This window comes from Psychroserpens jangbogonensis, from assembly GCF_000797465.1.
Taxonomy (GTDB): Bacteria; Bacteroidota; Bacteroidia; order Flavobacteriales; family Flavobacteriaceae; genus Psychroserpens; species Psychroserpens jangbogonensis.
Genome location: NZ_JSWG01000009.1, coordinates 176,552 through 197,975, shown reverse-complemented (window position 1 = coordinate 197,975; position 21,424 = coordinate 176,552). Strand labels below are relative to the sequence as shown.

General features: G+C 31.7%; 19 protein-coding genes and 1 pseudogene. 1 reads left to right on the top strand and 19 read right to left on the bottom strand.

Annotated features, from left to right (window positions below; translation table 11 throughout):
• From RH81_RS07970 to RH81_RS07900, 16 genes and pseudogenes are all read right to left on the bottom strand, one after another.
• Complete coding sequence (locus tag RH81_RS07970) at positions 1–1,098, bottom strand: MBOAT family O-acyltransferase (RefSeq protein WP_338152376.1); 1,098 nt, start codon at positions 1,096–1,098, stop codon at positions 1–3.
• Between the two features lie 439 nt (positions 1,099–1,537).
• Positions 1,538–3,655, bottom strand: coding sequence for a hypothetical protein (locus RH81_RS07965; RefSeq protein WP_033959534.1), 2,118 nt, complete (start codon positions 3,653–3,655; stop codon positions 1,538–1,540).
• Positions 3,656–3,665: 10 nt separating this feature from the next.
• Positions 3,666–5,117, bottom strand: coding sequence for an MBOAT family O-acyltransferase (locus RH81_RS07960; protein ID WP_033959533.1), 1,452 nt, complete (start codon positions 5,115–5,117; stop codon positions 3,666–3,668).
• Between the two features lie 18 nt (positions 5,118–5,135).
• On the bottom strand, positions 5,136–6,041 hold the full coding sequence (cysD, locus tag RH81_RS07955) for a sulfate adenylyltransferase subunit CysD (RefSeq protein ID WP_033959532.1): 906 nt from the start codon (positions 6,039–6,041) through the stop codon (positions 5,136–5,138).
• Positions 6,041–6,637 (bottom strand): adenylyl-sulfate kinase, encoded by a 597-nt coding sequence (gene cysC / locus RH81_RS07950; protein WP_033959531.1) that lies wholly within the window; start codon positions 6,635–6,637, stop codon positions 6,041–6,043. The genes cysD and cysC overlap by 1 nt, the downstream gene beginning before the upstream one ends.
• A 1-nt stretch (position 6,638) precedes the next feature.
• Positions 6,639–7,094 carry a DUF2061 domain-containing protein gene (locus RH81_RS07945; RefSeq protein WP_033959530.1) on the bottom strand — a complete coding sequence of 152 codons (456 nt, stop codon included), beginning with the start codon at positions 7,092–7,094 and terminating at the stop codon, positions 6,639–6,641.
• Between the two features lie 5 nt (positions 7,095–7,099).
• The gene (gene cysQ, locus RH81_RS07940; protein WP_033959529.1) at positions 7,100–7,909 is read right to left on the bottom strand and encodes a 3'(2'),5'-bisphosphate nucleotidase CysQ; all 810 of its coding nucleotides are present in this window, start codon (positions 7,907–7,909) and stop codon (positions 7,100–7,102) included.
• Positions 7,887–8,933: a GDP-L-fucose synthase family protein gene (locus RH81_RS07935; protein ID WP_033959528.1), complete on the bottom strand. Its 1,047-nt coding sequence runs from the start codon at positions 8,931–8,933 to the stop codon at positions 7,887–7,889. Before RH81_RS07935 ends, cysQ begins: the two co-directional genes overlap by 23 nt.
• Positions 8,934–8,941: 8 nt before the next feature.
• Positions 8,942–10,060 (bottom strand): GDP-mannose 4,6-dehydratase, encoded by a 1,119-nt coding sequence (gene gmd, locus RH81_RS07930; protein ID WP_033959527.1) that lies wholly within the window; start codon positions 10,058–10,060, stop codon positions 8,942–8,944.
• A 101-nt stretch (positions 10,061–10,161) separates the two neighbouring features.
• Entirely contained in the window at positions 10,162–11,046 is an 885-nt protein-coding gene (rfbD, locus tag RH81_RS07925; protein ID WP_033959525.1) for a dTDP-4-dehydrorhamnose reductase, read from the bottom strand.
• A complete protein-coding gene (rfbC, locus tag RH81_RS07920) occupies positions 11,043–11,588 on the bottom strand; it encodes a dTDP-4-dehydrorhamnose 3,5-epimerase (protein ID WP_033959524.1) in 546 nt (181 codons plus the stop codon). The genes rfbD and rfbC overlap by 4 nt, the downstream gene beginning before the upstream one ends.
• A 59-nt stretch (positions 11,589–11,647) precedes the next feature.
• Positions 11,648–11,875, bottom strand: a pseudogene (locus RH81_RS16755) (GDP-mannose 4,6-dehydratase); the annotation flags it as partial.
• A gap of 80 nt (positions 11,876–11,955) precedes the next feature.
• Complete coding sequence (locus tag RH81_RS07915) at positions 11,956–13,014, bottom strand: hypothetical protein (RefSeq protein ID WP_033959523.1); 1,059 nt, start codon at positions 13,012–13,014, stop codon at positions 11,956–11,958.
• Between the two features lie 6 nt (positions 13,015–13,020).
• Positions 13,021–14,715 carry a DUF6909 family protein gene (locus RH81_RS07910; protein ID WP_033959522.1) on the bottom strand — a complete coding sequence of 565 codons (1,695 nt, stop codon included), beginning with the start codon at positions 14,713–14,715 and terminating at the stop codon, positions 13,021–13,023.
• Positions 14,716–14,743: 28 nt separating this feature from the next.
• Positions 14,744–16,246 carry a GH3 auxin-responsive promoter family protein gene (locus RH81_RS07905; RefSeq protein WP_033959521.1) on the bottom strand — a complete coding sequence of 501 codons (1,503 nt, stop codon included), beginning with the start codon at positions 16,244–16,246 and terminating at the stop codon, positions 14,744–14,746.
• Entirely contained in the window at positions 16,246–17,112 is an 867-nt protein-coding gene (locus tag RH81_RS07900) for a M23 family metallopeptidase (protein WP_033959520.1), read from the bottom strand. The genes RH81_RS07905 and RH81_RS07900 overlap by 1 nt, the downstream gene beginning before the upstream one ends.
• Positions 17,113–17,228: 116 nt before the next feature.
• On the opposite strand from RH81_RS07900, the gene tatA reads away from it, so the two are divergent.
• The gene (tatA, locus tag RH81_RS07895; protein ID WP_033959519.1) at positions 17,229–17,417 is read left to right on the top strand and encodes a twin-arginine translocase TatA/TatE family subunit; all 189 of its coding nucleotides are present in this window, start codon (positions 17,229–17,231) and stop codon (positions 17,415–17,417) included.
• Positions 17,418–17,466: 49 nt separating this feature from the next.
• Here the strand turns inward: tatA and RH81_RS07890 are convergent, their stop codons facing one another.
• The 3 genes from RH81_RS07890 to RH81_RS07880 form a co-directional block, all read right to left on the bottom strand.
• Entirely contained in the window at positions 17,467–18,444 is a 978-nt protein-coding gene (locus tag RH81_RS07890; RefSeq protein ID WP_033959518.1) for a DUF4837 family protein, read from the bottom strand.
• Positions 18,445–18,459: 15 nt separating this feature from the next.
• Positions 18,460–20,052, bottom strand: a complete 1,593-nt coding sequence (locus RH81_RS07885; protein ID WP_052172469.1) for a LysM peptidoglycan-binding domain-containing protein — start codon at positions 20,050–20,052, stop codon at positions 18,460–18,462.
• Positions 20,053–20,187: 135 nt separating this feature from the next.
• Positions 20,188–21,375, bottom strand: coding sequence for a phosphoglycerate kinase (locus RH81_RS07880; protein ID WP_033959517.1), 1,188 nt, complete (start codon positions 21,373–21,375; stop codon positions 20,188–20,190).
• Positions 21,376–21,424 lie beyond the last annotated feature (49 nt).

Genomic DNA, 21,424 nt, shown 5'->3' with positions numbered 1-21,424 from the left:
TTAAAATTGAAAATATATAAATTCTTTCACTGTGTTTTCTCCGTAAATGCCAAAAATTAAAATGCAAAACACTATAACTAAATAAAAACTCCATCGTATTGGTAAATAGGTTTTATTTAAAACATGAGTTACCTCAAAGCGTTTATGAATAATTTCAAAAACTAATAACAACACTATCATAACAAATAATAGATTAAACTCCGACTTCTTTAGTCCAAGACTAAATAGATTGCCAGTTTCTGATATTTGAAATGAATTACTAATAATTATAACGGCATCTTTAAATGAATTGGCTCTAAAAAATACCCAAGCAAAACACACAATGAAAAAAGTAAATGGCAAGGCTATAAGGTAGTTTAAAGCTTTGCTCTTTTTAAATATGGCCATCCTCAATTTTGTTAGTGCCTTTTCAATAACAATAAATACACCATGAATCGCTCCCCAAACCACAAAAGTCATTGCTGCCCCATGCCAAAGACCACTTACTAAAAACACGATAAACAAATTAGCGTAAGTTCTGTATGTCCCGTTTCGGCTTCCACCTAATGGAATATAAACATAATCTCTAAACCATGTTGAAAGGGAGATATGCCATCGTCTCCAGAACTCTGTAATAGATTTTGAGAAATACGGACTGTCAAAATTCTTCATCAAATCAAATCCCATGGTTCTGGCAATTCCAATTGCAATGTCTGAATATCCTGAAAAATCACAATAAATCTGGAATGCAAACAGTACCGTTGCTAATATCGTTTCGTAACCATAATAATCTGTTGGATTATTATACACCTGATTTACCAAAATTGCAGCACGATCCGCAATCACCATCTTTTTAAATAACCCAAATGCCATTAATAACAAACCTGATTTTACTAAGTTGTAATTAAATTTATAAGTCTTATAAAATTGAGGTAATAAATGAGATGCCCTCTCTATTGGTCCAGCAACTAATTGTGGAAAAAATGCTACAAATGAGAAAAAAGCTAACCAATCTTTCGTTGGTTTTAATTGCTTTCTATAAATATCTATTGTATAACTTAAGGTTTGAAATGTGTAAAAACTAATCCCTACAGGAAGTATAATGTTTAACGTAGACACCTCTAGTTGTTTACCAAATAATCTAAATGAATCTACAAACGACTCAATAAAAAAGTTCGTGTATTTAAAATAAATTAAAAAGCCAAGGTTCACAATTAAACTAATTATTAATAAGCCTTTTCGCTTCTGAAGATTCTCTGTCTTATGTAGTTTTTGGCCCACTATAAAATCTACAATAGAACTTATGACTATCAGGAATAAAAAACGCCAATCCCACCATCCATAAAAGACATAACTGGCAATTAAAATAAGAAGGTTTCTTAAAAAAAGCTTTTGAGAAACTAACCAATAAAGTATGAATACTATAGGGAAAAATATTGCAAATTCTAACGAATTAAAAAACATACTTTTTGAGGTGGGTTTTTAAAAATAACCTAAAGGCTTCCTGTCTTTAGTGGCTGATTTGACACACTTGAACATTAAGCCTTACAAATGGTTACTATCTATCATTCTTTATTAGTTTTAAATCTTTAGCTATATAAATCTTAGAGACTTCTTTAGGGTTTTTCTTAATAAAGAAGAAATCAAGTTTTGACAGATTTATGTTATCAATTTTGATAGCTACAGATATATACTTGTGTCCCTCAAATTCAATATATTTTAAAGGAAAACTAGTAACGTGTTTGTTTTGTTCATCTATATCATCATTATAATATTTTATGTATCCAGTAAAGTTTTCAAGTTCTTTATAAAGAGAATTGTTATCTAATTGAAATATAAAATTATAGTTCCCTTTTTGTTCACAGAAATAACCTATTTCATTTATTTTTATTGCCTCATTGAATTTAAATGGATTGGTCAATATTTTTTCTGTATTAATAAACTGTTCCTTCAAAGAATTGCTTTTTTTACTTGACCCTATAACGGCTTTTTCTTTTATTAAATCATCTATATTCAATTCTAATTCATAATTTTTACTATTTAAAAATCTTAAAGGAGAATTAATTTTTTGTTTTAAAAGTAGCTTGTCAAGATAAAAATCATATAAGTACAATGAATCTGACTTAAATTTAATTAAATATTTGTCATTAACTTTTAATTCAATTTTTGAATTTAAATTCATTACATCCTTTACTTTAATGTTTTGGATAACAATACTTTTATATTTAAAAATAATCTCTTTAACCGAAGGCTTAATAATATATTCTGGCCTACTGTCATATTTTAATACATTATCGCAAGTAAATTGTGCTCCTTTAATGAGATGAACATCCAATATTGTAAAAGTATCATCCATTTTCAAATCTCCAGCATCAAAAGTAATTCCTATGGAACTATAGCTATTGTCATTTGAAGCTGTGATTGTTTTAGAAAGGTTTTTACATAAAACATGAATGTTATCTGCTACAGAGTTTTTATTATCAAAATCATATTCCGCAGCGCCTCTGAATTTTAATTTCTCTAATACATCTGGTTTACATTTAACTTTTATTTTAATGAGATACCCAGAATAATCTTTTAATTCAGTTTTATACTTCAAAAACCCAACTTTATCATTAACCTCAGGCCCAATGGTTATTGAATCTTTACCAAAACGTTTTATTTTTATTTTGTAATTCATTTTCATTTGGTCTAGTTCTATTCTTTCAAAACTAGCCTCCGATAGTATAATCTTTTGTTTTTCTGAAATAGGTTTGTTTTTTAATATATCTTCCTTAATGTCATTAATTAGTTGTTTTGTTCTGTATCTTCTTCCAGTATAGTTTAAGTGATATTCAGAATCAAAAAAGTATTTTCTTTTAAAAAAATAATCGTAATTGTTGTTCAGGATTGGGATTTCACTATATTCACTAACAGCCTTAATAAATTCAGTAGTATTTTTGATTTTGAATGCTTCATCTAGTGCTGAAGGTAATGTCATATAAAATTTAATGTTTTTAGAATCAAAATATTTCTTTTCACTTTTTAGTTTTTCCCAAGAAGTGTAGTTTTCGTGAAATATTAACTCTTTGACTGGTACTTTTTTAGTATACGTTTTATTTAGAAAATCTGCTTTTATATTATCACTATCAAATGACCTAAAATCGAAAGCTGTTTGGCGTGTAGTTGGTTTAAATGGATATTCTTTCCAATAAGATTTTATAGTCTCAAAAATCCCAACGATGGTGTTTTTAAAAAGAGAATAATCAGTAAATAATATATGTAATTTTGAAGGTGTGAATAAAATAGTGAATGGAACTGCATTACTTTTTGTTCCATACCAGCCTTTTTTGGATAGCATCCCAAATTCTGATGACATAATTAATATATCTCCTTCTTTCAAATCATTCTTAACGTATTCAATCCAAAATTTAGGGCCAAGAGATGCATGTAAACTTGTATTTACAACCGGAATACCAAGTGTGTTTTCCATTAAATCGCTATCAATACCAAAACAAGCATTACTTCCTCCTATGATAACAATTTTTCTCCCTTCAACTTTATTGAGTTTCTTTAACTTTAACTTGATAGACTTTAGATAATGAGTATTGTACTGTGGATTTAAATACAATGCAGCAAAACATACAATTAAAATTAACGTAATAAACAAAAAGGACTTAAATAAAAGCTTAAACATTATCACAAACTTAAAATTGAAAATATATAAATTCTGCAGGAGTATCATCTCCATATTGCCCGTAAAAGATAATAGATAAAACAATAACTAAGTAAATTAACCATCTAAAAACAATATTTAGTTTATTTAAGTTTTCTATCCATTTGTCATTTCTATCAATGAAATCCTTTAATAACAAAATAACTATTGCGACAATTAACACCCAATATTCTCTTCTATCAAATTCTTTAGAAAGAATATTATCTAATGAAAAAGGAGGGAAAATAAATGAATTATTTATGACGATCATTGCGTCATTAAATGAATTTGCTCTAAAAAATATCCAAGCAAAACAAACAATAATAAACGTTAAAGGAATCGCTAAAAAATAATTTAAAAAATGGTTTTTTGATGTAAATATCTTTTTCCTATACTTTGTTAGCACCTTTTCTAACACTATTATAAATCCATGAATTGCTCCCCAAACCACAAAAGTCATTGCTGCTCCATGCCACAATCCACTAACTACAAATACGATAAATAAATTAGCATAGGTTCTATATTTACCATTTCTACTTCCTCCTAATGGTATGTAGACATAATCCCTAAACCATGTTGAAAGTGAGATGTGCCAACGTCTCCAAAACTCTGTAATAGATTTTGAAAAATACGGACTATCAAAATTCTTCATCAAATCAAAACCCATAGTTCTAGCGGCTCCAATTGCTATATCAGAATATCCAGAAAAATCACAATAAATCTGGAAGGCAAACAATACAGTAGCTAATATTGTTTCATAGCCATGATAGTCTGTTGGATTATTATAAACTTGATTAACTAATATTGCAGCGCGATCTGCAATCACCATTTTTTTGAATAAACCAAACGCCATTAATAACAATCCTGATTTTACAAGGTTGTAATTAAACTTATAAGTTTTATAAAATTGAGGTAATAAATGAGAAGCTCTTTCTATTGGTCCTGCAACTAACTGAGGGAAAAAGGCAACAAAAGAGAAAAAGGCTAACCAATTTTTTGTTGGTTTTAATTGTTTTCTATAAATATCAATGGTATAGCTTAATGTTTGAAATGTATAAAAACTAATGCCAACAGGAAGTATTATGTTTAAAGTAGATATTTCTAACTCCTTCCCAAAAAGCCTAAAAGAATCTACAAAAGTGTCTATAAAAAAGTTCGTGTATTTAAAGTAGACTAAAAATCCTAAATTAACTATTAAACTAATTGATAATAGCCCTTTGCGTTGCTTTAAGTTTTCAGATTTGTACAGCTTTTGACCGACTATAAAATCTACTAATGAACTTATAACTATTAAGAGTAAAAAACGCCAATCCCACCATCCGTAAAAGACATAACTCGCAACTAAAACTAGAAGGTTTCTTAAAAAGAGTTTTTGAGAGACCAACCAATAAAGTATGAATACTATAGGGAAAAATATTGCAAAGTCTATGGAATTAAAAAACATTTCTGTTGGTGTGAGTTTTTAAAAATAACCTTGACGCTTTCTGTCCTCCATAGCGGATTCTGAGCGTTTATCATCACTTCTATTACCTCTTTCCGTTTGACGCATCCCAGAAACTTCTTCTGCAATTTTCTCTAAAGTATTTGCATCAGATTCAATTCCTCCAGTAATTGTGATATCACCTAAGGTTCTAAAACGTATTTTTTTAGTAACGATTTCTTCATGGTCTTCAAGTACCAAAAATTCAGAATTTGGTATCCAAGAATCTTGCCTCCAAACCACTTCTCGTTCATGAGCATAATACAAAGATGGAATGGCTATATTTTCTCGTTTGATATAATTCCAAACGTCCATTTCTGTCCAATTACTTATTGGAAATGCTCTAAAATGTTCTCCTTCAAAATGTCTTCCATTAAAAATATTCCAAAGCTCTGGTCTTTGGTTCTTTGGATCCCATTGCCCGAAATCATCTCTATGTGAAAAGAAACGTTCTTTAGCTCTGGCTTTTTCCTCATCTCTACGACCTCCACCAATTGCACAATCAATCTTATTAGATTCGATTGCATCAAGTAGAGTTGTGATTTGAAGTGCATTTCTAGTTGCGTTTTTTCCTTTTTCTTCAGCAACTCGCCCTTCGTCTATAGATTCTTGAACAGATCCTACGATAAGTGCGACGCCTAAATCGTTTATAATATCATCTCTAAATTGAATGGTTTCAGGAAAATTATGTCCTGTATCAACATGCATTAATGGAAAAGGAATTTTAGCTGGAAAGAATGCTTTTTTTGCTAAATGAGTTACAAGTATCGAATCTTTTCCTCCAGAAAATAAAATTACAGGGTTTTCAAATTGAGCCCAAACTTCACGTAATATGTAAATGGCTTCACTTTCTAATTCGTCTAAATAATTTAAATAATATTTACTCATTATTTCCTTGACAATTTTGGTGTTATAAAATCTACTATTCTTTTTACAGAATCTTCAACAGATTCTATCTCTGTTTTTATTTCAATATCAGGGGTTTTGGGTGCTTCGTAAGGCGCAGAAATACCAGTCATATTCTTAATTTCTCCTGCTCTTGCCTTTTTATAAAGACCTTTTACGTCTCTACGTTCACACTCTTCTACACTCGTATTGATATAAACTTCTACAAAGTTAACATCTTTAACGATAGTTCTAATATTCTCTCTATCTTTTTTATATGGAGAAACAAATGCTGCCAACACCACAGAACCCGAGTCTATCATTAAGTTTGATACTTCAGCAATACGCCTAATATTTTCTTTTCTGTCTTCAGGAGAAAAAGTTAGGTCGTTGTTAATCCCTTTTCTAATATTATCACCATCAAGCGTATATGTTCTTATACCTTGTTCAAATAGTTTTTGTTCAACAACATTTGCAATGGTTGATTTCCCAGAACCGGAGAGACCTGTAAACCATATTAAAAATGAATTGTGTTTATTAGCGTCCAACCTATCTTTTTTAGATATTTGGTAGCTATGTGGAATGATATGTTTTGACATATTATCTTTTTTTGTCGAAAAAAAACTGTCTAATTTTTCCCAAAGGAAGAATTAGCCAAAGTCTTTCGTGTAAGTAATATAATACGAATTTCGTAAATAATTCTGTAAGTGCAATGTATAAAGCGATTTCATCAAAGGACTCTAATACCGAACCAGAGATTAAAAATGTCATTGTTGTTGCAATAACACGCCATGATATCGTTTTTTGAAGAGTTTGTTTTTGAGTAACAGCTTTATTAATTAATCGCCTTTGCCATATTCTTTCGTGCAAGTAGTATGCAATAAACTTAATCAAAAACTCAATCGTCCCAATTTTAATTGCGCTTTCTAGGCTACAATTTCCAGTAACACATGTAATCAATAAAACTACAAGTATAGTGTCTGTTGTTGCAATAGCTCTCCAAGAAATACCTTTTAAAAGGCTTCTAATATGTGACTCTTGTTTGTATGTAGCCATTAATTTTAGTGCTTTGAAACCACAAACCAAGGGTTTAGTAGGTTTTCTTTATTGTATAAAAGGGGTTGTTTGGTGTCTTCAGAAATAACCTCAACTCCAACTGCATTACAAATAGCTTGGCCTGCTGCTGTATCCCATTCCATGGTTGGTGCAAATCTCGGATAAATATCAGCATTACCTTCTGCTACTAAACAAAATTTTAGAGAGCTTCCTTTTGAAACTATTTTCACTTCTTTACCAGACGTCTTTAATGCTTCAACAAAATCTAATGTTTCCTGACTCATGTGAGATCGACTTCCAACTACTTCTACGTTGTTTGTCACCTCTTTTGTTTGAAGAGCTGTTGCCTGTTCAAGCGCTTCTTCGATTGTTGTATTATGAGAGTTTAATTGTGCTTTATGCGCTTGTTGTTTTAAAACGTCAGCAAAATATAATGTTTTGGTTGCTGGAACGTAAATGACACCTAACACAGGTTTACCGTTGTTAATTAAAGCAATATTAACTGTAAATTCTCCATTCCTTTTGATAAACTCTTTTGTACCGTCTACAGGATCAACAATCCAACAGGTTTCCCACTGTTTTCTAGTAGAATAATCCGTTTGTTTGTTTTCTTCACTTATAATAGGAATTGGTGTAGGCTTTAAAAATGTGTTAATTATATCATTTGCTTTTTTGTCTGCTTCAGTTAAAGGTGATTTATCATCTTTAATTTCTACATCAAAAGCCGTATCGTAAACTTGCATGATTACTTCACCTGCTTTTAAAGAGGCTTCTATCGCAATTTTTAAATTCTTATTTATTTCTATACCACTCATACATATTCTTTATTCCGTCTTCCAATTTTATTTTATGCTTCCATCCTAAAGCATTCAGTTTAGATACATCTGTCAATTTTCTAAGCGTACCGTCTGGCTTATCTACATTGTAAACCAATTCTCCTTTAAAACCTATAATTGCTTTAATAGTTTCTGCTAATTCTGAAATAGAAATGTCTTCACCTGTACCAATGTTGATATGAGTGTTCCGTACTTCTTTTTCGTCTTTTGAAAATGTATCCGTAAAATCTCTATTTTCCATAATGAAAACACAGGCATCTGCCATGTCTTTTGACCATAAGAATTCTCTTCTCGGATTTCCTGTTCCCCAAATTTCAACTTGAGTCTCAGAGACTCCGAATGAAGACAAATAGGTTTTAGCTTCTTCTATAGTTGAAAACCCAGTATCCTTCAAAACATCAGAATATGAATTTTCATTTAATAATTTTGCCAAATGGATTTTTCTAATTAGCGCAGGAAGAACGTGAGATTTTTCTAGATTAAAATTATCATTTGGTCCGTAAAGATTTGTAGGCATTACAGATATGAAATTTGTTCCATATTGTAAATTGTAGCTTTCGCACATTTTAATACCCGCAATCTTTGCTATAGCATAAGGTTCATTGGTATATTCCAAAGTATCTGTCAGAAGGTAATCTTCTTTCATTGGTTGCGGAGCATTTTTAGGATAAATACACGTACTTCCTAAAAATAATAACTTCTTGACACCGTTTACGTAGCTTTGATGAATCACATTGTTTTGAATCATCATATTATCATAAATAAAGTCCGCTCGGTAAACATTATTTGCTACAATTCCTCCAACTTTTGCTGCAGCCAAAAACACATAGTCAGGTTTTTCGACCTCAAAAAAAACGGCGACTTCATTTTGATTAGTAAGGTCTAATTCTTTATGAGTTCTAGTAATAATATTATGAAATCCTTTGTTTTTTAGGTTCTCTAATAATGCACTACCAACTAAACCTCTATGTCCTGCAACGTAAATTTTAGATTCCTTTTGCATAAAATATTCTACTCAAAGTAATTTTTGATTCTGTAACCTCCATCCTTGAGGTATTGTTTCTTTTTCATAAGCTCTAAATCACTAGACATCATGTCTTCAACAAGTGCAGGTAAATCATATTCTGGAATCCAACCTAGTTTTTCTCTTGCTTTTGTTGCGTCTCCTACTAACAAATCAACTTCAGTAGGTCTATAATATTTTTCATCAACAGCAATAACTTCTTTACCTATTTCTAAGCTATATTCCGAATTACTACAGGATTTTATGTATCCTTTTTCATCAGAGCCTTCTCCTTTAAATTCTAATTCAACACCTATCTGAGTAAAACACATTTTCACGAAATCTCTAACAGATGTCGTTTTACCAGTTGCAATTACCCAATCTTCAGGCTCGTCGGCTTGAAGAATCATCCACATCATTCGAATATAATCTTTAGCGTGCCCCCAATCTCTTTTTGAATCAAGATTCCCTAAATAGATTTTATCCTGTAATCCCAATGCTATTTTTGAAGTTGCTCTTGTAATTTTTCTGGTCACGAAAGTTTCACCTCGAATTGGAGATTCATGATTAAACAAAATTCCGTTACAAGCATAAATTCCGTAAGCTTCTCTATAATTTACTGTAATCCAGTAAGCATACATTTTTGCAACTGCATAAGGGCTTCTTGGATAGAATGGTGTTGTTTCCGTTTGAGGAACTTCTTGCACTTTTCCGTAAAGCTCAGATGTTGATGCTTGATATATTCTGGTCGTTTTTTCTATCCCTAAAATTCTTATAGCTTCCAAAATTCTAAGTGTCCCTATCCCATCGGCATTAGCGGTATATTCTGGTGTTTCAAAAGACACGTGAACATGGCTCATTGCAGCTAGATTATAAATTTCACAGGGTTTAACTTCTTTAATGATTCTAATTAAATTTGTGCTATCTGTTAAGTCGCCATAATGTAGAAAAAAGTTTCTATTTTCTACATGAGGATCTTGATAAAGGTGATCTATTCTATCGGTATTAAACAACGAAGATCTTCTTTTAACACCGTGAACTTCGTATCCCTTTTTTAAAAGAAATTCACTTAAATATGCGCCATCTTGTCCTGTTACTCCTGTAATTAATGCTATCTTTTTTTGCATTTATTATTATTTTTTTAAAAATATAAATCTTATTTAGATTTAAAGGTTTATTTCTTTGCAAATGTAATGCTTTTGTTGTTGATTTCTAAGCATTGAAATCATTAGAAATTATTAGAGTTTTTTGTCGTTTCTAATATATTCTTTACCGTTTGGTTTACATGGTATTTCCAACTATTCCTTTTTTCAAAAATCTGATTTGCCTTATTATTACTCAAAACGCTAAATTTCGGTCTTTTTGCTTTTGTTATAAAGGTTTCTGTTGGTTTGATTTTCTGTTTATTATAAAAACTAAAATGCTCAGTGATTTCTAAAGCAAATTCATACCAATTGGTTTCTCCTTGACTACTATAATGATATACTCCAAAAGCGTTCGAGTTGGTCTTCATTAGAAAAACTATAAATTTAGAAAGCTCTTCACAACTTGTTGGAGTACCTGTTTGAGATGTTGTAATATTTAAATCGCTATTAGTTTCGATTTTACCAATTATTGTTTTCACAAAATTCTTACCATAACTCGAATAAAGCCAAGAGGTTCTAATTATAAAATAACGGCTTAAAACATCTTTAATTGCTTGTTCTCCTGCAAGTTTTGATTTACCATACTCGTTAATAGGATTGGTCTCATCCTCTTCGGCATAAGGCTTATTGGTTTCTCCATCAAACACATAGTCTGTAGAAATATGAATAAGAATTATATTATTATTTTCACATACTTCAGCTAAAGTTTTAACAGCTTCTACATTAACTTCATGTGCTAAGTCTGGTTGAAGTTCTGATTGCTCAACATTTGTATATGCTGCACAATTAACACAATAATCGAATTCATGTTTATTGAAAAAAGATAGAACTTGGTCTTTGTTTGTAATATCTAAGTCAGCTTTAGAAGCAAATACAAACTCTAAATTATCTGTATTATTGGAGTATAGGTTATTAATGGTTTTTGCCAGTTGTCCTTTTGCTCCAGTGATTAAAATTTTTGTTTTCATACAAACAGACTTTCGAATGTTGGTAATTTAGAATCTTTTTCAGATAGAATAAGATCTTCAGTTTTATTGCGCCAATCTATGTTTAGTTTTTTGTCATTATAAATAATACCTCTTTCTGAGTCTTTGTTATAATAATTATCGCATTTATATGAAAACACAGTGTCGTCCTCTAAAACTAGAAAACCATGTGCAAAACCTCGAGGAATAAATAGTTGTTTTTTATCTGTACCATCTAAAACCATAGAAAAATGATTTCCGAAAGAATGAGAGGCTGGTCTAAGATCTACACAAACATCAAGGACGCTTCCGCTAATTACCGTTACAAGCTTAGCTTGTTCAAATGGTCCAGTTTGAAAATGAAGTCCTCTTAAAACCCCTTTGGATGATTTAGATTGATTGTCTTGAACAAAGTTTACAGAGGTTCCTGTAAGCGTTTTAAATGCTTCTTTATTAAAGCTTTCAAAAAAATAACCCCTATCATCACGAAAGATTTTAGGTGAAATTATAAAACAGTCTTCTAATTGAGTTTGTTCAACTATCATTTTATTTCAGTTGTTGTAAGTATTAACCATATTCGCTTTTTAATAATGGCTCAGTTAGTTTATGAATTGTATTTATTAAGATACCAATGAATGCTTTTTTTTATGCCAGCTTCGAAATTTTTATCCGCGTTCCAGCCAAGTTATTTTTCAATTTTAGAAGCATCAATAGCATATCTAAAATCATGTCCTGGACGATCTTTTACAAAAGAAATTTGATTTTTATATGACTGGTCTTTAGGATCTATTTCGTCTAACAATTCACATATTGTATGAGCAATATATAAATTTATAATCTTTATGTTTTTCTAAAAAATAAGGCAAGAAGTTAGATCCAATAAAACCTAAACCTCCAGTAACTAAAAAAGTTTTAGGCCTCATAGTTTTTGACATATACAGTGAATTTATTTAACATAAATAATAAACATAAAAGTAAAAACCCTAACATAGGGAAAACAACAGTATACTTTTCATACCAATATTTCACTTCATTACCCACCACTTGAAAACTAGAAATCACATCGTAAAAAACATTTTCTTCAAGCTTCTCTTCTTCTAATGTCCTTAATTCATCTCTAAGTTTTATTTCTTTATCAAGAAGTTGATACTCTTTTGTTTCCGATTTCTCTTGTTTTAATGGAAATCCATCACTGAAACTTAAATTTGCTTTTGTGTTTTCAGATTCATTTTCAATTACTCTTATGTACACTTTTTTAAGTGAATCAATCTGCTGTATTGAGGTTAAAATATTTTTCCTCTTTATCACAATCATTGAGTCTCTTTTTCCCATCTGCTCGATAGAATAAATATTTTTAAAAGACTTGTTAATTCCAGTTTCCAAATTCTTGAAAATATCACGTTTTGTTGACTCAACCCTTATTTCAAATAAATTACCTGAATAAATATCTCTGTTTAAAATGAAATCATCATAATTTATATCTTGAGCCCTGACACTATCAATCGAACTAACAAATTGATCGTATTCTCTAATTCTTTCGTTTTCTGTTTCCGGACCCATAGCCATCTCAAAATTAACGACTTTAGCTATAGTGTCTTCGTGAATTTCGAATATAGATGCTAGTGTATTATAATCTTCCGATTCGATTAAAGCATTATAATAGTTGATGTTAGTAGATAGTTGGTATTTAGAACCAAAATGTGTTCTTACAAGCATTGCAGAATCATACTTTTTAGTTCTTGTCTTTTCTAGCAAAAATCCTGCAAATCCCGAAATCACCACAACCAATGCAATAACTTTTATATTGTTTATAAAGGCTCTAACAGCATAAATGAATACAGAAAATATTGATATAATAAGCTTTACAACAAAAGCAAAAAACTTATTGATTTTGTCGCCTAAATAGTTGAACAAAACTAATAAATCTACTTCTTCGTTATTTTTGTTTTGATCCTGTAAATCTTTGCTCATGGTTAATTAATTATTATTAAATATTTGTTGTAATATTTTTCTAGTTATTAAATATGTTGGCTTTACCCCCGAAGTACCTAGGCCTCCTGAAGCTAATGTACTCCCTGTTTCTAATGGATTATCACTAGCATAATAAGCATATCTAACCTTTACATTTGGATTGATACTAACCCTTACTTTTGAAGCGGCTTGAATTGCTTTTTGGTAATGCGCACCTTCCATTTCGAGTCCGATAACATTCCATGTTGAATTATGAAAGAACTTTAATATCTCTTTGTTTTGAAGCGAGGTTCCTAACACTGTTATCATTGATCCTTCATAAACATCAACACCTTGACCTTCTAGATCTGATTTGCATAATTCATTTTTAAAAGGATAATTATCAGCTGTTCCTTCAAAAATATGTGCTGAAGGAATCATAATATCGCCTTTTCCACCTTCTAAAATTCCTGCTTTACCCATTATAGAAACCGATTCAACATTAAGGTACACCTTTTCTTTATCAGCTTTTATAGGTTTGAACAACTCATCAATTGTCTCATAAGCTTGCTCACCAAAAGCATAATCCATTACAAAAATGACTGGTTTTTCACTTTCATTAAAATCTTTTCCGACCTTAATATCTGTTTTTGAAAAATCTATCTTATCCGTATCAAAAATCTGAACATCTATGTTGGTCCCAGAAGTATCTTCAATATATATCATTCCATTCTGCAACGCCTCTTTGGTTACTTTATTGCGTAAAGTCTGATTATCTTTTTGGCTTAAAGCTTCGTAAACTTCAAAAATGCTCTTTTTTGCTGTTAAACTCTTTAACGCAATTGGTGCAAAAACAGAGTTCATTACACTATGCATGTTAGCACTTATAACGTGTATTGGACGCTTTAAAAGACCGTGTTTATGTAAAACATCCTTAATGTGATCTGCCCAAATTTCTCCATGAATATGGTGTCCTAAACGTTCTCTTAAAACTGGACTAAAAGTCACAGTTCTCTTGTCGTTATTGATCACTTCCTCTATTGCTAATTTTCCTAACCAATAAATAATATGTAATAAACGGTCTGGATTTGAGCTTGAAGTAAATTGTTTATGAGCTTCGGTAAGTTCATTAAATGTTCTACCTAAAATATTTGCGGTATGTGTAATTGCAATTTCTCTTTCTTTTTGGCTAAGCTTATCTTCTGAAAGCACAGCTTTTTCTAGCTTAATCCAGTCACGAATTGTCGTTCCTTTTTCGTCTATTAAAACACGTTTACTAATTTTATGAGACTCAACAAAAAGAAACGTTATATGAGTTAGGATATCATAAATCTCAGAACGTCCCCTCGTAATTTCGATGTTCATTTGCTCATCATCTATTCGATAACAGTTGCGACGCCTTTTAGGTGGAATAATTACTTTAAAATGAGAATTGCCATAACCTTCATCACTTGTAAGGTTAATAAATCGACACTGTTCAATGCCTTCAGGTAATCTGTCTATCACATATAACAAACCTTCCAATTCAGCTTTCTCTTCTGAGATAGACCCATAAATTTCTGGTCTTAAAAGCAATAGTGCTTCGCGCAGAGTTTCACCAGAAACTCCCATTGGCTTGTAGAATCCTCGATTAAACAAATGCCTCATAGTAATGTACATTCTTTCAATGGCGCTTGAGCTCTCTTGAGCTCTCGTTCTTCCGTGATTTTTTTTCTTACTCATATGCAATGTTTAGCTAGCAAATATAACATTATTTAGTCAATTTTAATGCGTATAGAGTCTCTGCTATTTTTCGGTCATTAGAAAGTCTAGGAAGCTTATTTTGCCCTCCTAATTTACCTATAGATTTCATATAATCCTGAAATCCGTTTTTCTGTATTGTTTTAATTTTTAGTGGCTGTAAGATTTTACCTTTAATGAGATCAAAATAATAACTGTTTTGCTGCTGTAATGATTGATCTATTTTTTCAGCTAAGGCAGAAAAGTCTTCTGGAGCATTTTCAAACTCAATAAACCACTCGTGATAAGGTAGACCAGATTCCGGATTAATTTGAGGCGCTACCGTAAACTCTGAAACTTGAATATTTGAACCCAAAATCGCTTCTTGAAGCGCTTGTTCAACTTCTTTACCAATAACATGTTCGCCAAAAGCCGAAATAAAATGTTTTATTCGACCTGAAACAATAACACGATAAGGGCTTACGCTTGTGAACTGAATGGTATCTCCAATGTTATAAGCCCAAAGCCCTGCATTAGTTGAAATAATAATCACATAATTAATACCAACCTCAACATCTTTAATGGTTAAACGTTTAGGGTTTTCATTAAAAAACTCATCCGCTTTAATAAACTCATAGAAAATGCCCGAGTTTAATTGGAGTAGCATCCCTTTTTCGTTTTGTTTATCTTGAAATGCGAAAAAACCTTCACTTGCAGGATATAATTCAATACTATCCACTTTTCGGCCTATAAGATTTTCAAACTTTGCTCGATAAGGCTCATAGTTTACACCGCCAAAAATAAATAGATTGAAGTTTTTAAAAACGTCGCCCACCTTTTGTCCTGTTCTTTCTTGAATTTTCTCAAAATACATTTGTACCCAAGACGGTATTCCAGAAATTATGGTCATGTCTTCAGGTAAAGTCTCATCGACAACCGCTTCAACTTTTGTTTCCCAATCGTCAATACAATTAGTTTTCCAAGAAGGCATTCTGTTTTTTTGAAGATATTTCGGCACATAATGGGCTACAATTCCTGAAAGTCGACCAAGCTGAATTCCGTTTTGCTCTTTCAAAACAGGACTCCCTTGAAGGAAAATCATTTTCCCATCAACAAATTTACTGTTGCCTTTTTCTGCAATATACATGAGTATCGCGTTTCTGGCAGCTTCAACATGTGTCGGCATGCTTTCTTTTGTAATAGGAATATACTTGGCTCCAGAAGTTGTACCTGATGTTTTAGCGAAATAAATAGGTTTCCCTTTCCAAAGAATGTCTTCTTCGCCTGCAACTACGCGTTCAACATAAGGTTTTAAAGCTTCGTAATCTCTTATAGGGACTTGTTTTTCAAAATCTTCATAAGTAATAATGTTGCTAAAATTATGGTCTATTCCAAACTGTGTTTTAGCAGCATCTTTTATGAGTGACTGAAATACTTTTTCTTGAGTTTCAATTGGATTATTAGCCCATTTCAAAACTGATTTTCTTACTATTTTAGCAAATGGAACTGCTAATAACGATTTTATAGACTGCATTACTTAAAATCAATAAAGTTAGTTGGATTAACAGGATAACCCCTGTTCCAAAGTTCAAAGTGCAGATGTGGACCTGTTGTTAATTCACCAGAGTTTCCTGCTAAAGCAATAACCTCTCCCGCTTTTACTAAATCACCTTGCTGCTTTGTAAGTGATGCATTGTGTTTATATACAGAGATTAGTTCATTGTTATGTTCTATAATAGCAACGTATCCTGTTTGTACTGTCCATTCTGCAAAAATCACTGTGCCATCTGCTGTAGCTTTTACAGGCGTATCTTCGGCAACCACTACATCAACAGCATAGTGTTTTTCTTCAACATTATAGGGCTCAGATATAGTTCCATTAACTGGTGGAAATAGCACAAAGTTAGTATTAGGCAATCCTGATTCAAAAACGTTATACTTATCTTCTTTATCTATAACATCTCTTAAAAGGGAATCTTCTTTTGTTGGTGCTAAATTTAATTGTCCTGCATCAATGCTTGCTGCATCAATTATGGAATCTCTATTAAATTCAACAGTATTAACATCACCTGTTAATACACGTTTAATCGATGCGTAATATTGCTCATTTAAATTTATAACCTGCTGTAATGAATCTGTTTTATTGTTGAGTTCTGTTGCTTTCTTTTTTAATGCCGTTGAAGAATAACCAGGAATGTACTCTTTTAATGACGTGAATGATATTAGAAAAATAGTACCTGCTATCAATAAAATTGTAGAGATTGATGCAATAACAAAAACATTCAATCGTGTTAATTTGATAGCAAAACGCTCTTCAAAAGTGTCTTCGTTTAAAACGACTAAACGATACTTGTGAAGTAGTTTTCTAGCTATTCTTTTTTCTTTCTGCTTTTTTGCCATTGTTCAACAAAATTAAATAAAATTTATACTACAAGTTCAAGGCTTATCTTAAAGTTTGCATTAAAACGTTTATTCTTAAGTTTAATTATTAAATTTGCAATTCAAAATTACTCATTATGATAGCATCTAGCATATTTTTAGCTTTTGGAGCATGGCAAATTGTTTTAATAGTTGTTGTAGTATTACTAATGTTTGGCGGAAAGAAAATCCCTGAACTTATGAGAGGTCTTGGCAGTGGTATTAAAGAATTTAAAGATGCCAGTAAAGAAGAAGACAAACCAACTACTACAGATAAAAAAGAATAAAATTCTATAAACTAAAAAAAAAGCCAACATTAAAAATGTTGGCTTTTTTTTATTTAATTGTAATCGATTTTATAATAGCCTCTAATTCAAACATATACTCTCGTTTTGCTACCGAAGGAGCAAACACATAGCCTTCAACAATAATCAATCGATTGTTTACCTTGTCTTCAATAGCATAATTTATAAATGGCCCAGACATAAATGCATTTTTTACATCCCAAAGTCCTTTAGTCTCAAAAGCGGGTTTATTATCTAAAATAGTTTCAGAAATAAATGGTGTATACTTGTTTTCAGTTGCCATATATGAACCCTCAAGTGGACCTTCAATATGAATTTTACCTACCGAATCTCTTAATCTTACAACATCAACCACTGTGCTGTCTCCTTTTCTTATGGCAGACAATGGTGCTTCATATAACATGATGTCTACAGTTCCTGTTTCAATATCTCGTCTTAACCAGAAAAAACCATCTTCATTTTTTGCAATTCTATATGCCGTTGGAAACCTTAAAGATAATCCTAATTGCTCCTGAATGTCTTTGTCATTAAACAATGAGATCTTAATTCTGCGTTGTTTCTCAATGAGTTCTTCCTTTTTAAAAGCATCAATAATCTTTGCTGAATTATTACTTATTTGATCAATAATTTCAGCATTTGTATTCCCGGAAATCACTACCACTGTTTGTGGCTTTGCGTATTTATTTGAAAGTATTACAGTTCCTGCTGGTTTTCCTTTTTCAATTTTTAAAACGGTTCTGTTTTTAGTAGCAAAACCTGTAAATATTGAAGGAGGCATTTGTCGTAATCTAAATCGAGGTTCCTCTATGGATAGCCCTTCAACTGGTGATGCTAAAGTATCTCTTATGACTTCGCCTATATTGTTTTCCCAAAGTAAATTATCAACTACTACAGTGATGTCATTTAAACTTCCTCCAGAAGATTTAGGAACAATTCGTTTAGCATTTTTGTCTGTACATCCATAAAAGAAAGTAATAGCTATTAGCAATAATGCGAGTGTTTTTTTCATTGTATGTGTTTTTAATTAGTTTGACACAACAAGTGTCATTCCAATTTTTAGCTTGTTACCGCTAATATCGTTCCAATCTTTGATATTTTGAACAGAAACTCCAGGAAGTTTTTGAGAGATACTCCAAAGAGAGTCTCCTTTTTCAACTTTATAAGTTGACTTGCCTTCGGTATTTATTGTTTTCTTTAATTTAGAAGTGCTCGCTAATTTTGAAGAAGCCACAGGTTTTCTAGGATAAATAGTTAGTCGCTGACCAATTTTAAGGTTATTACTTCGTAAGCCGTTCCATTGTTTTATCTGACTTACGCGAACACCATAATTCCGAGCTATTTTACCTAAAAAATCTCCTGATTTGACACGATATCTCACTTTTGATTTTGAATCAAAAAATTGAGGTAATGGTTTTTCTCTTTTATTAAGTTCCTTCTCGGCAAATGCATAAATCTGTTCTTCATTTGTAACAAATTTACCAACAGCTTCTCGAGGTAAACGCAAAGTGTAATCCTCTCCCTTTATATATGGAATCACATCCAATTTGTATGAAGGGTTTAAAAACTGAAGTTCTTCAATTGGAACATCAAGTAATTCGGAAACCTGATCTAATGTGATCATTTTTTTTACATGAATAGTATCGGTTTCAACATAATGAAAATTTGGTCGTTCTTTTTTAAAGCCATGTTCTTCAGCAAATTCAAAAATATACATAGTAGCCAAAAACGCAGGTAAATAACCCGCTGTTTCACGCGGTAAATGCGGTCTAATATTCCAGTAATTTTTATAACCTCCTGAACGTCTAATCGCCTTGCTTACATTTCCTGGCCCAGAGTTGTACGCAGCTAATGCCAAATCCCAATCACCAAAAATGCGATATAGTCTAGCTAAATATTTACTTGCCGCTACTGTAGATTTTACTGGGTCACTACGTTCGTCTACATAACTACTTACATTTAGTCCATATTCTTTTCCTGTTCCAAACATAAACTGCCATAAACCTGTTGCTCCAACTCTAGATTTGGCTTTGGGTTTTAATGCAGACTCAACAATGGCAAGGTATTTTACCTCTAATGGAATGTCATAATTATCTAATGATTCTTCAAACAGTGGGAAATAGTAATCACTCAAAGACATTAATCTCTCCATAGAGTGCCTTCTGTTTTTTAAATACGATTTTATTACACTTTCTAGGGACGGATTATACTCAATATTAAATGGTGTTCGAGCATTTAGTTCTTTAAGTCTTGCTTTTAAGGTGTCAGTAGGCAATTCAGGGTAATCAACAGGAGTGTATTTTAATTCTGAAACCGTTTTATAAATGGTATCGAAAAGATTATTACTATAGAGTTCTTCTAGCCATTTTTGATCAATTTCTGCCGCCAGTTGGTGATCTTCTAATTTTCTTAAATCGGTTGAATCTAATTCAGCCTTAATTTCTGTTTTTATAACTTTTTCACCATCTATAAGAGAGTCAACAACTATTTTGTTGTTTTCCTTTACAATAGGTTCTATTGTTTTTTTAACCTCGGTTGTTTCGGGAATGCTGTCCTGTCCAAAACTAAAGATACAGCTCAATAGAATGCTAAAAGTTAGAGTTTTAAGCTTAAGGTTCATTAGTAGATTATTTAACTATCTAAACGATAGGTCAGCTAAAATCGTATTTTTTTAGCTAAAATGAAAGTTTGACAAGATAAATTAACAATGTGCGTAAGATTCTTCTGAATAACAAAAAAGGAAAGCAAATAGAATCTATTCTAAAATAGCAGCAATTCCTGGTAATGTTTTCCCTTCAAGACTTTCAAGCATTGCGCCTCCTCCTGTACTCACATAGCTTACCTTGTGTTCAAAACCAAACTGTTTTACAGCAGCCACAGAGTCACCACCACCAACAAGTGAAAAAGCACCATTTTTAGTTGCTTCAGCAATTGAATTTCCTAAAGCTATAGTTCCGTTAGCAAAACTTTCCATTTCAAAAACACCAAGTGGTCCATTCCATAAAATGGTTTTGCACTGCATCACTACATTATGAAAAATTTCTTTAGATTTTGGTCCAGAATCAAGCCCTTGCCAGCCATCAGGAATTTGAGTTACATCCATAATTTGCGTGTCTGCATCATTACTAAATGCATTTGCTCCAATCACGTCAATAGGTAAATGAATTTGCACATTCTTAGCTTCGGCTTGTTTCATAATCTCTAAAGCAAGTTCCATTTTATCGTCTTCACATATTGAGTCTCCAACAGAACCTCCTTGAGCTTTTATAAATGTAAACGTCATTCCTCCACCAATTATCAAATGATCAACCTTGTCTAAAATATTTTCAATAATTGTAATTTTAGACGACACTTTTGCACCGCCAAGAATAGCTAAAATAGGTTTCTCTCCAGTTTCCATTACTTTTTTAATACTATCGATTTCTTGAGCCAATAAATGACCAAAACATTTGTGCTCTGGAAAAAACTGAGCAATAATAGTTGTAGAAGCATGTGCTCTATGTGCAGTACCAAACGCATCGTTTACATAAATATCGCCTAGCTTTGATAACGACTCGGCAAAATCCTTATCGCCTTGTTTCTCTTCGTCATGAAAACGTAGGTTTTCTAATAATAAGATTTCACCTGGATTCAAATTCTCTGCAGCTTGTTCGGCTTTTGATCCAACACAATCATCAACAAACTTTACTTCAACCCCTAGAACATCTTCTACCTTATTTATAATATGTTTCAATGAAAATTCATCCTGAACGCCATTAGGTCGACCTAAATGCGACATCAAAATACAACTTCCACCATCCTCTAAAATTTTAATAATTGTAGGTTTAGCAGAAACAATTCTTGTGGCATCTGTAACTTCAAAATTATCATTTAAAGGCACATTAAAATCTACACGTATTAATGCTTTTTTATTATCAAAATTGAAGTCGTTTAAGGTTTTCATAAGTCTGCTTTTTGAAAATTGTATCACAAATGTAACCAATAAAAGACAC

Bases quoted from the DNA above. Each gene is read 5' to 3' on its own strand.
- tatA (WP_033959519.1), top strand. From the start codon at position 17,229: ATGATAGCATCTAGCATATTTTTAGCTTTTGGAGCATGGCAAATTGTT.
- RH81_RS07935 (WP_033959528.1), bottom strand. From the start codon at position 8,933: ATGCAAAAGGAATCTAAAATTTACGTTGCAGGACATAGAGGTTTAGTT.
- RH81_RS07945 (WP_033959530.1), bottom strand. From the start codon at position 7,094: ATGGCTACATACAAACAAGAGTCACATATTAGAAGCCTTTTAAAAGGT.
- RH81_RS07890 (WP_033959518.1), bottom strand. From the start codon at position 18,444: ATGAAAAAAACACTCGCATTATTGCTAATAGCTATTACTTTCTTTTAT.
- RH81_RS07885 (WP_052172469.1), bottom strand. From the start codon at position 20,052: ATGAACCTTAAGCTTAAAACTCTAACTTTTAGCATTCTATTGAGCTGT.
- RH81_RS07910 (WP_033959522.1), bottom strand. From the start codon at position 14,715: ATGAGTAAGAAAAAAAATCACGGAAGAACGAGAGCTCAAGAGAGCTCA.
- rfbC (WP_033959524.1), bottom strand. From the start codon at position 11,588: ATGATAGTTGAACAAACTCAATTAGAAGACTGTTTTATAATTTCACCT.
- RH81_RS07880 (WP_033959517.1), bottom strand. From the start codon at position 21,375: ATGAAAACCTTAAACGACTTCAATTTTGATAATAAAAAAGCATTAATA.
- RH81_RS07915 (WP_033959523.1), bottom strand. From the start codon at position 13,014: ATGAGCAAAGATTTACAGGATCAAAACAAAAATAACGAAGAAGTAGAT.
- cysD (WP_033959532.1), bottom strand. From the start codon at position 6,041: ATGAGTAAATATTATTTAAATTATTTAGACGAATTAGAAAGTGAAGCC.
- RH81_RS07965 (WP_033959534.1), bottom strand. From the start codon at position 3,655: ATGTTTAAGCTTTTATTTAAGTCCTTTTTGTTTATTACGTTAATTTTA.
- gmd (WP_033959527.1), bottom strand. From the start codon at position 10,060: ATGCAAAAAAAGATAGCATTAATTACAGGAGTAACAGGACAAGATGGC.
- RH81_RS07900 (WP_033959520.1), bottom strand. From the start codon at position 17,112: ATGGCAAAAAAGCAGAAAGAAAAAAGAATAGCTAGAAAACTACTTCAC.
- RH81_RS07960 (WP_033959533.1), bottom strand. From the start codon at position 5,117: ATGTTTTTTAATTCCATAGACTTTGCAATATTTTTCCCTATAGTATTC.
- RH81_RS07905 (WP_033959521.1), bottom strand. From the start codon at position 16,246: ATGCAGTCTATAAAATCGTTATTAGCAGTTCCATTTGCTAAAATAGTA.
- cysC (WP_033959531.1), bottom strand. From the start codon at position 6,637: ATGTCAAAACATATCATTCCACATAGCTACCAAATATCTAAAAAAGAT.
- rfbD (WP_033959525.1), bottom strand. From the start codon at position 11,046: ATGAAAACAAAAATTTTAATCACTGGAGCAAAAGGACAACTGGCAAAA.
- cysQ (WP_033959529.1), bottom strand. From the start codon at position 7,909: ATGAGTGGTATAGAAATAAATAAGAATTTAAAAATTGCGATAGAAGCC.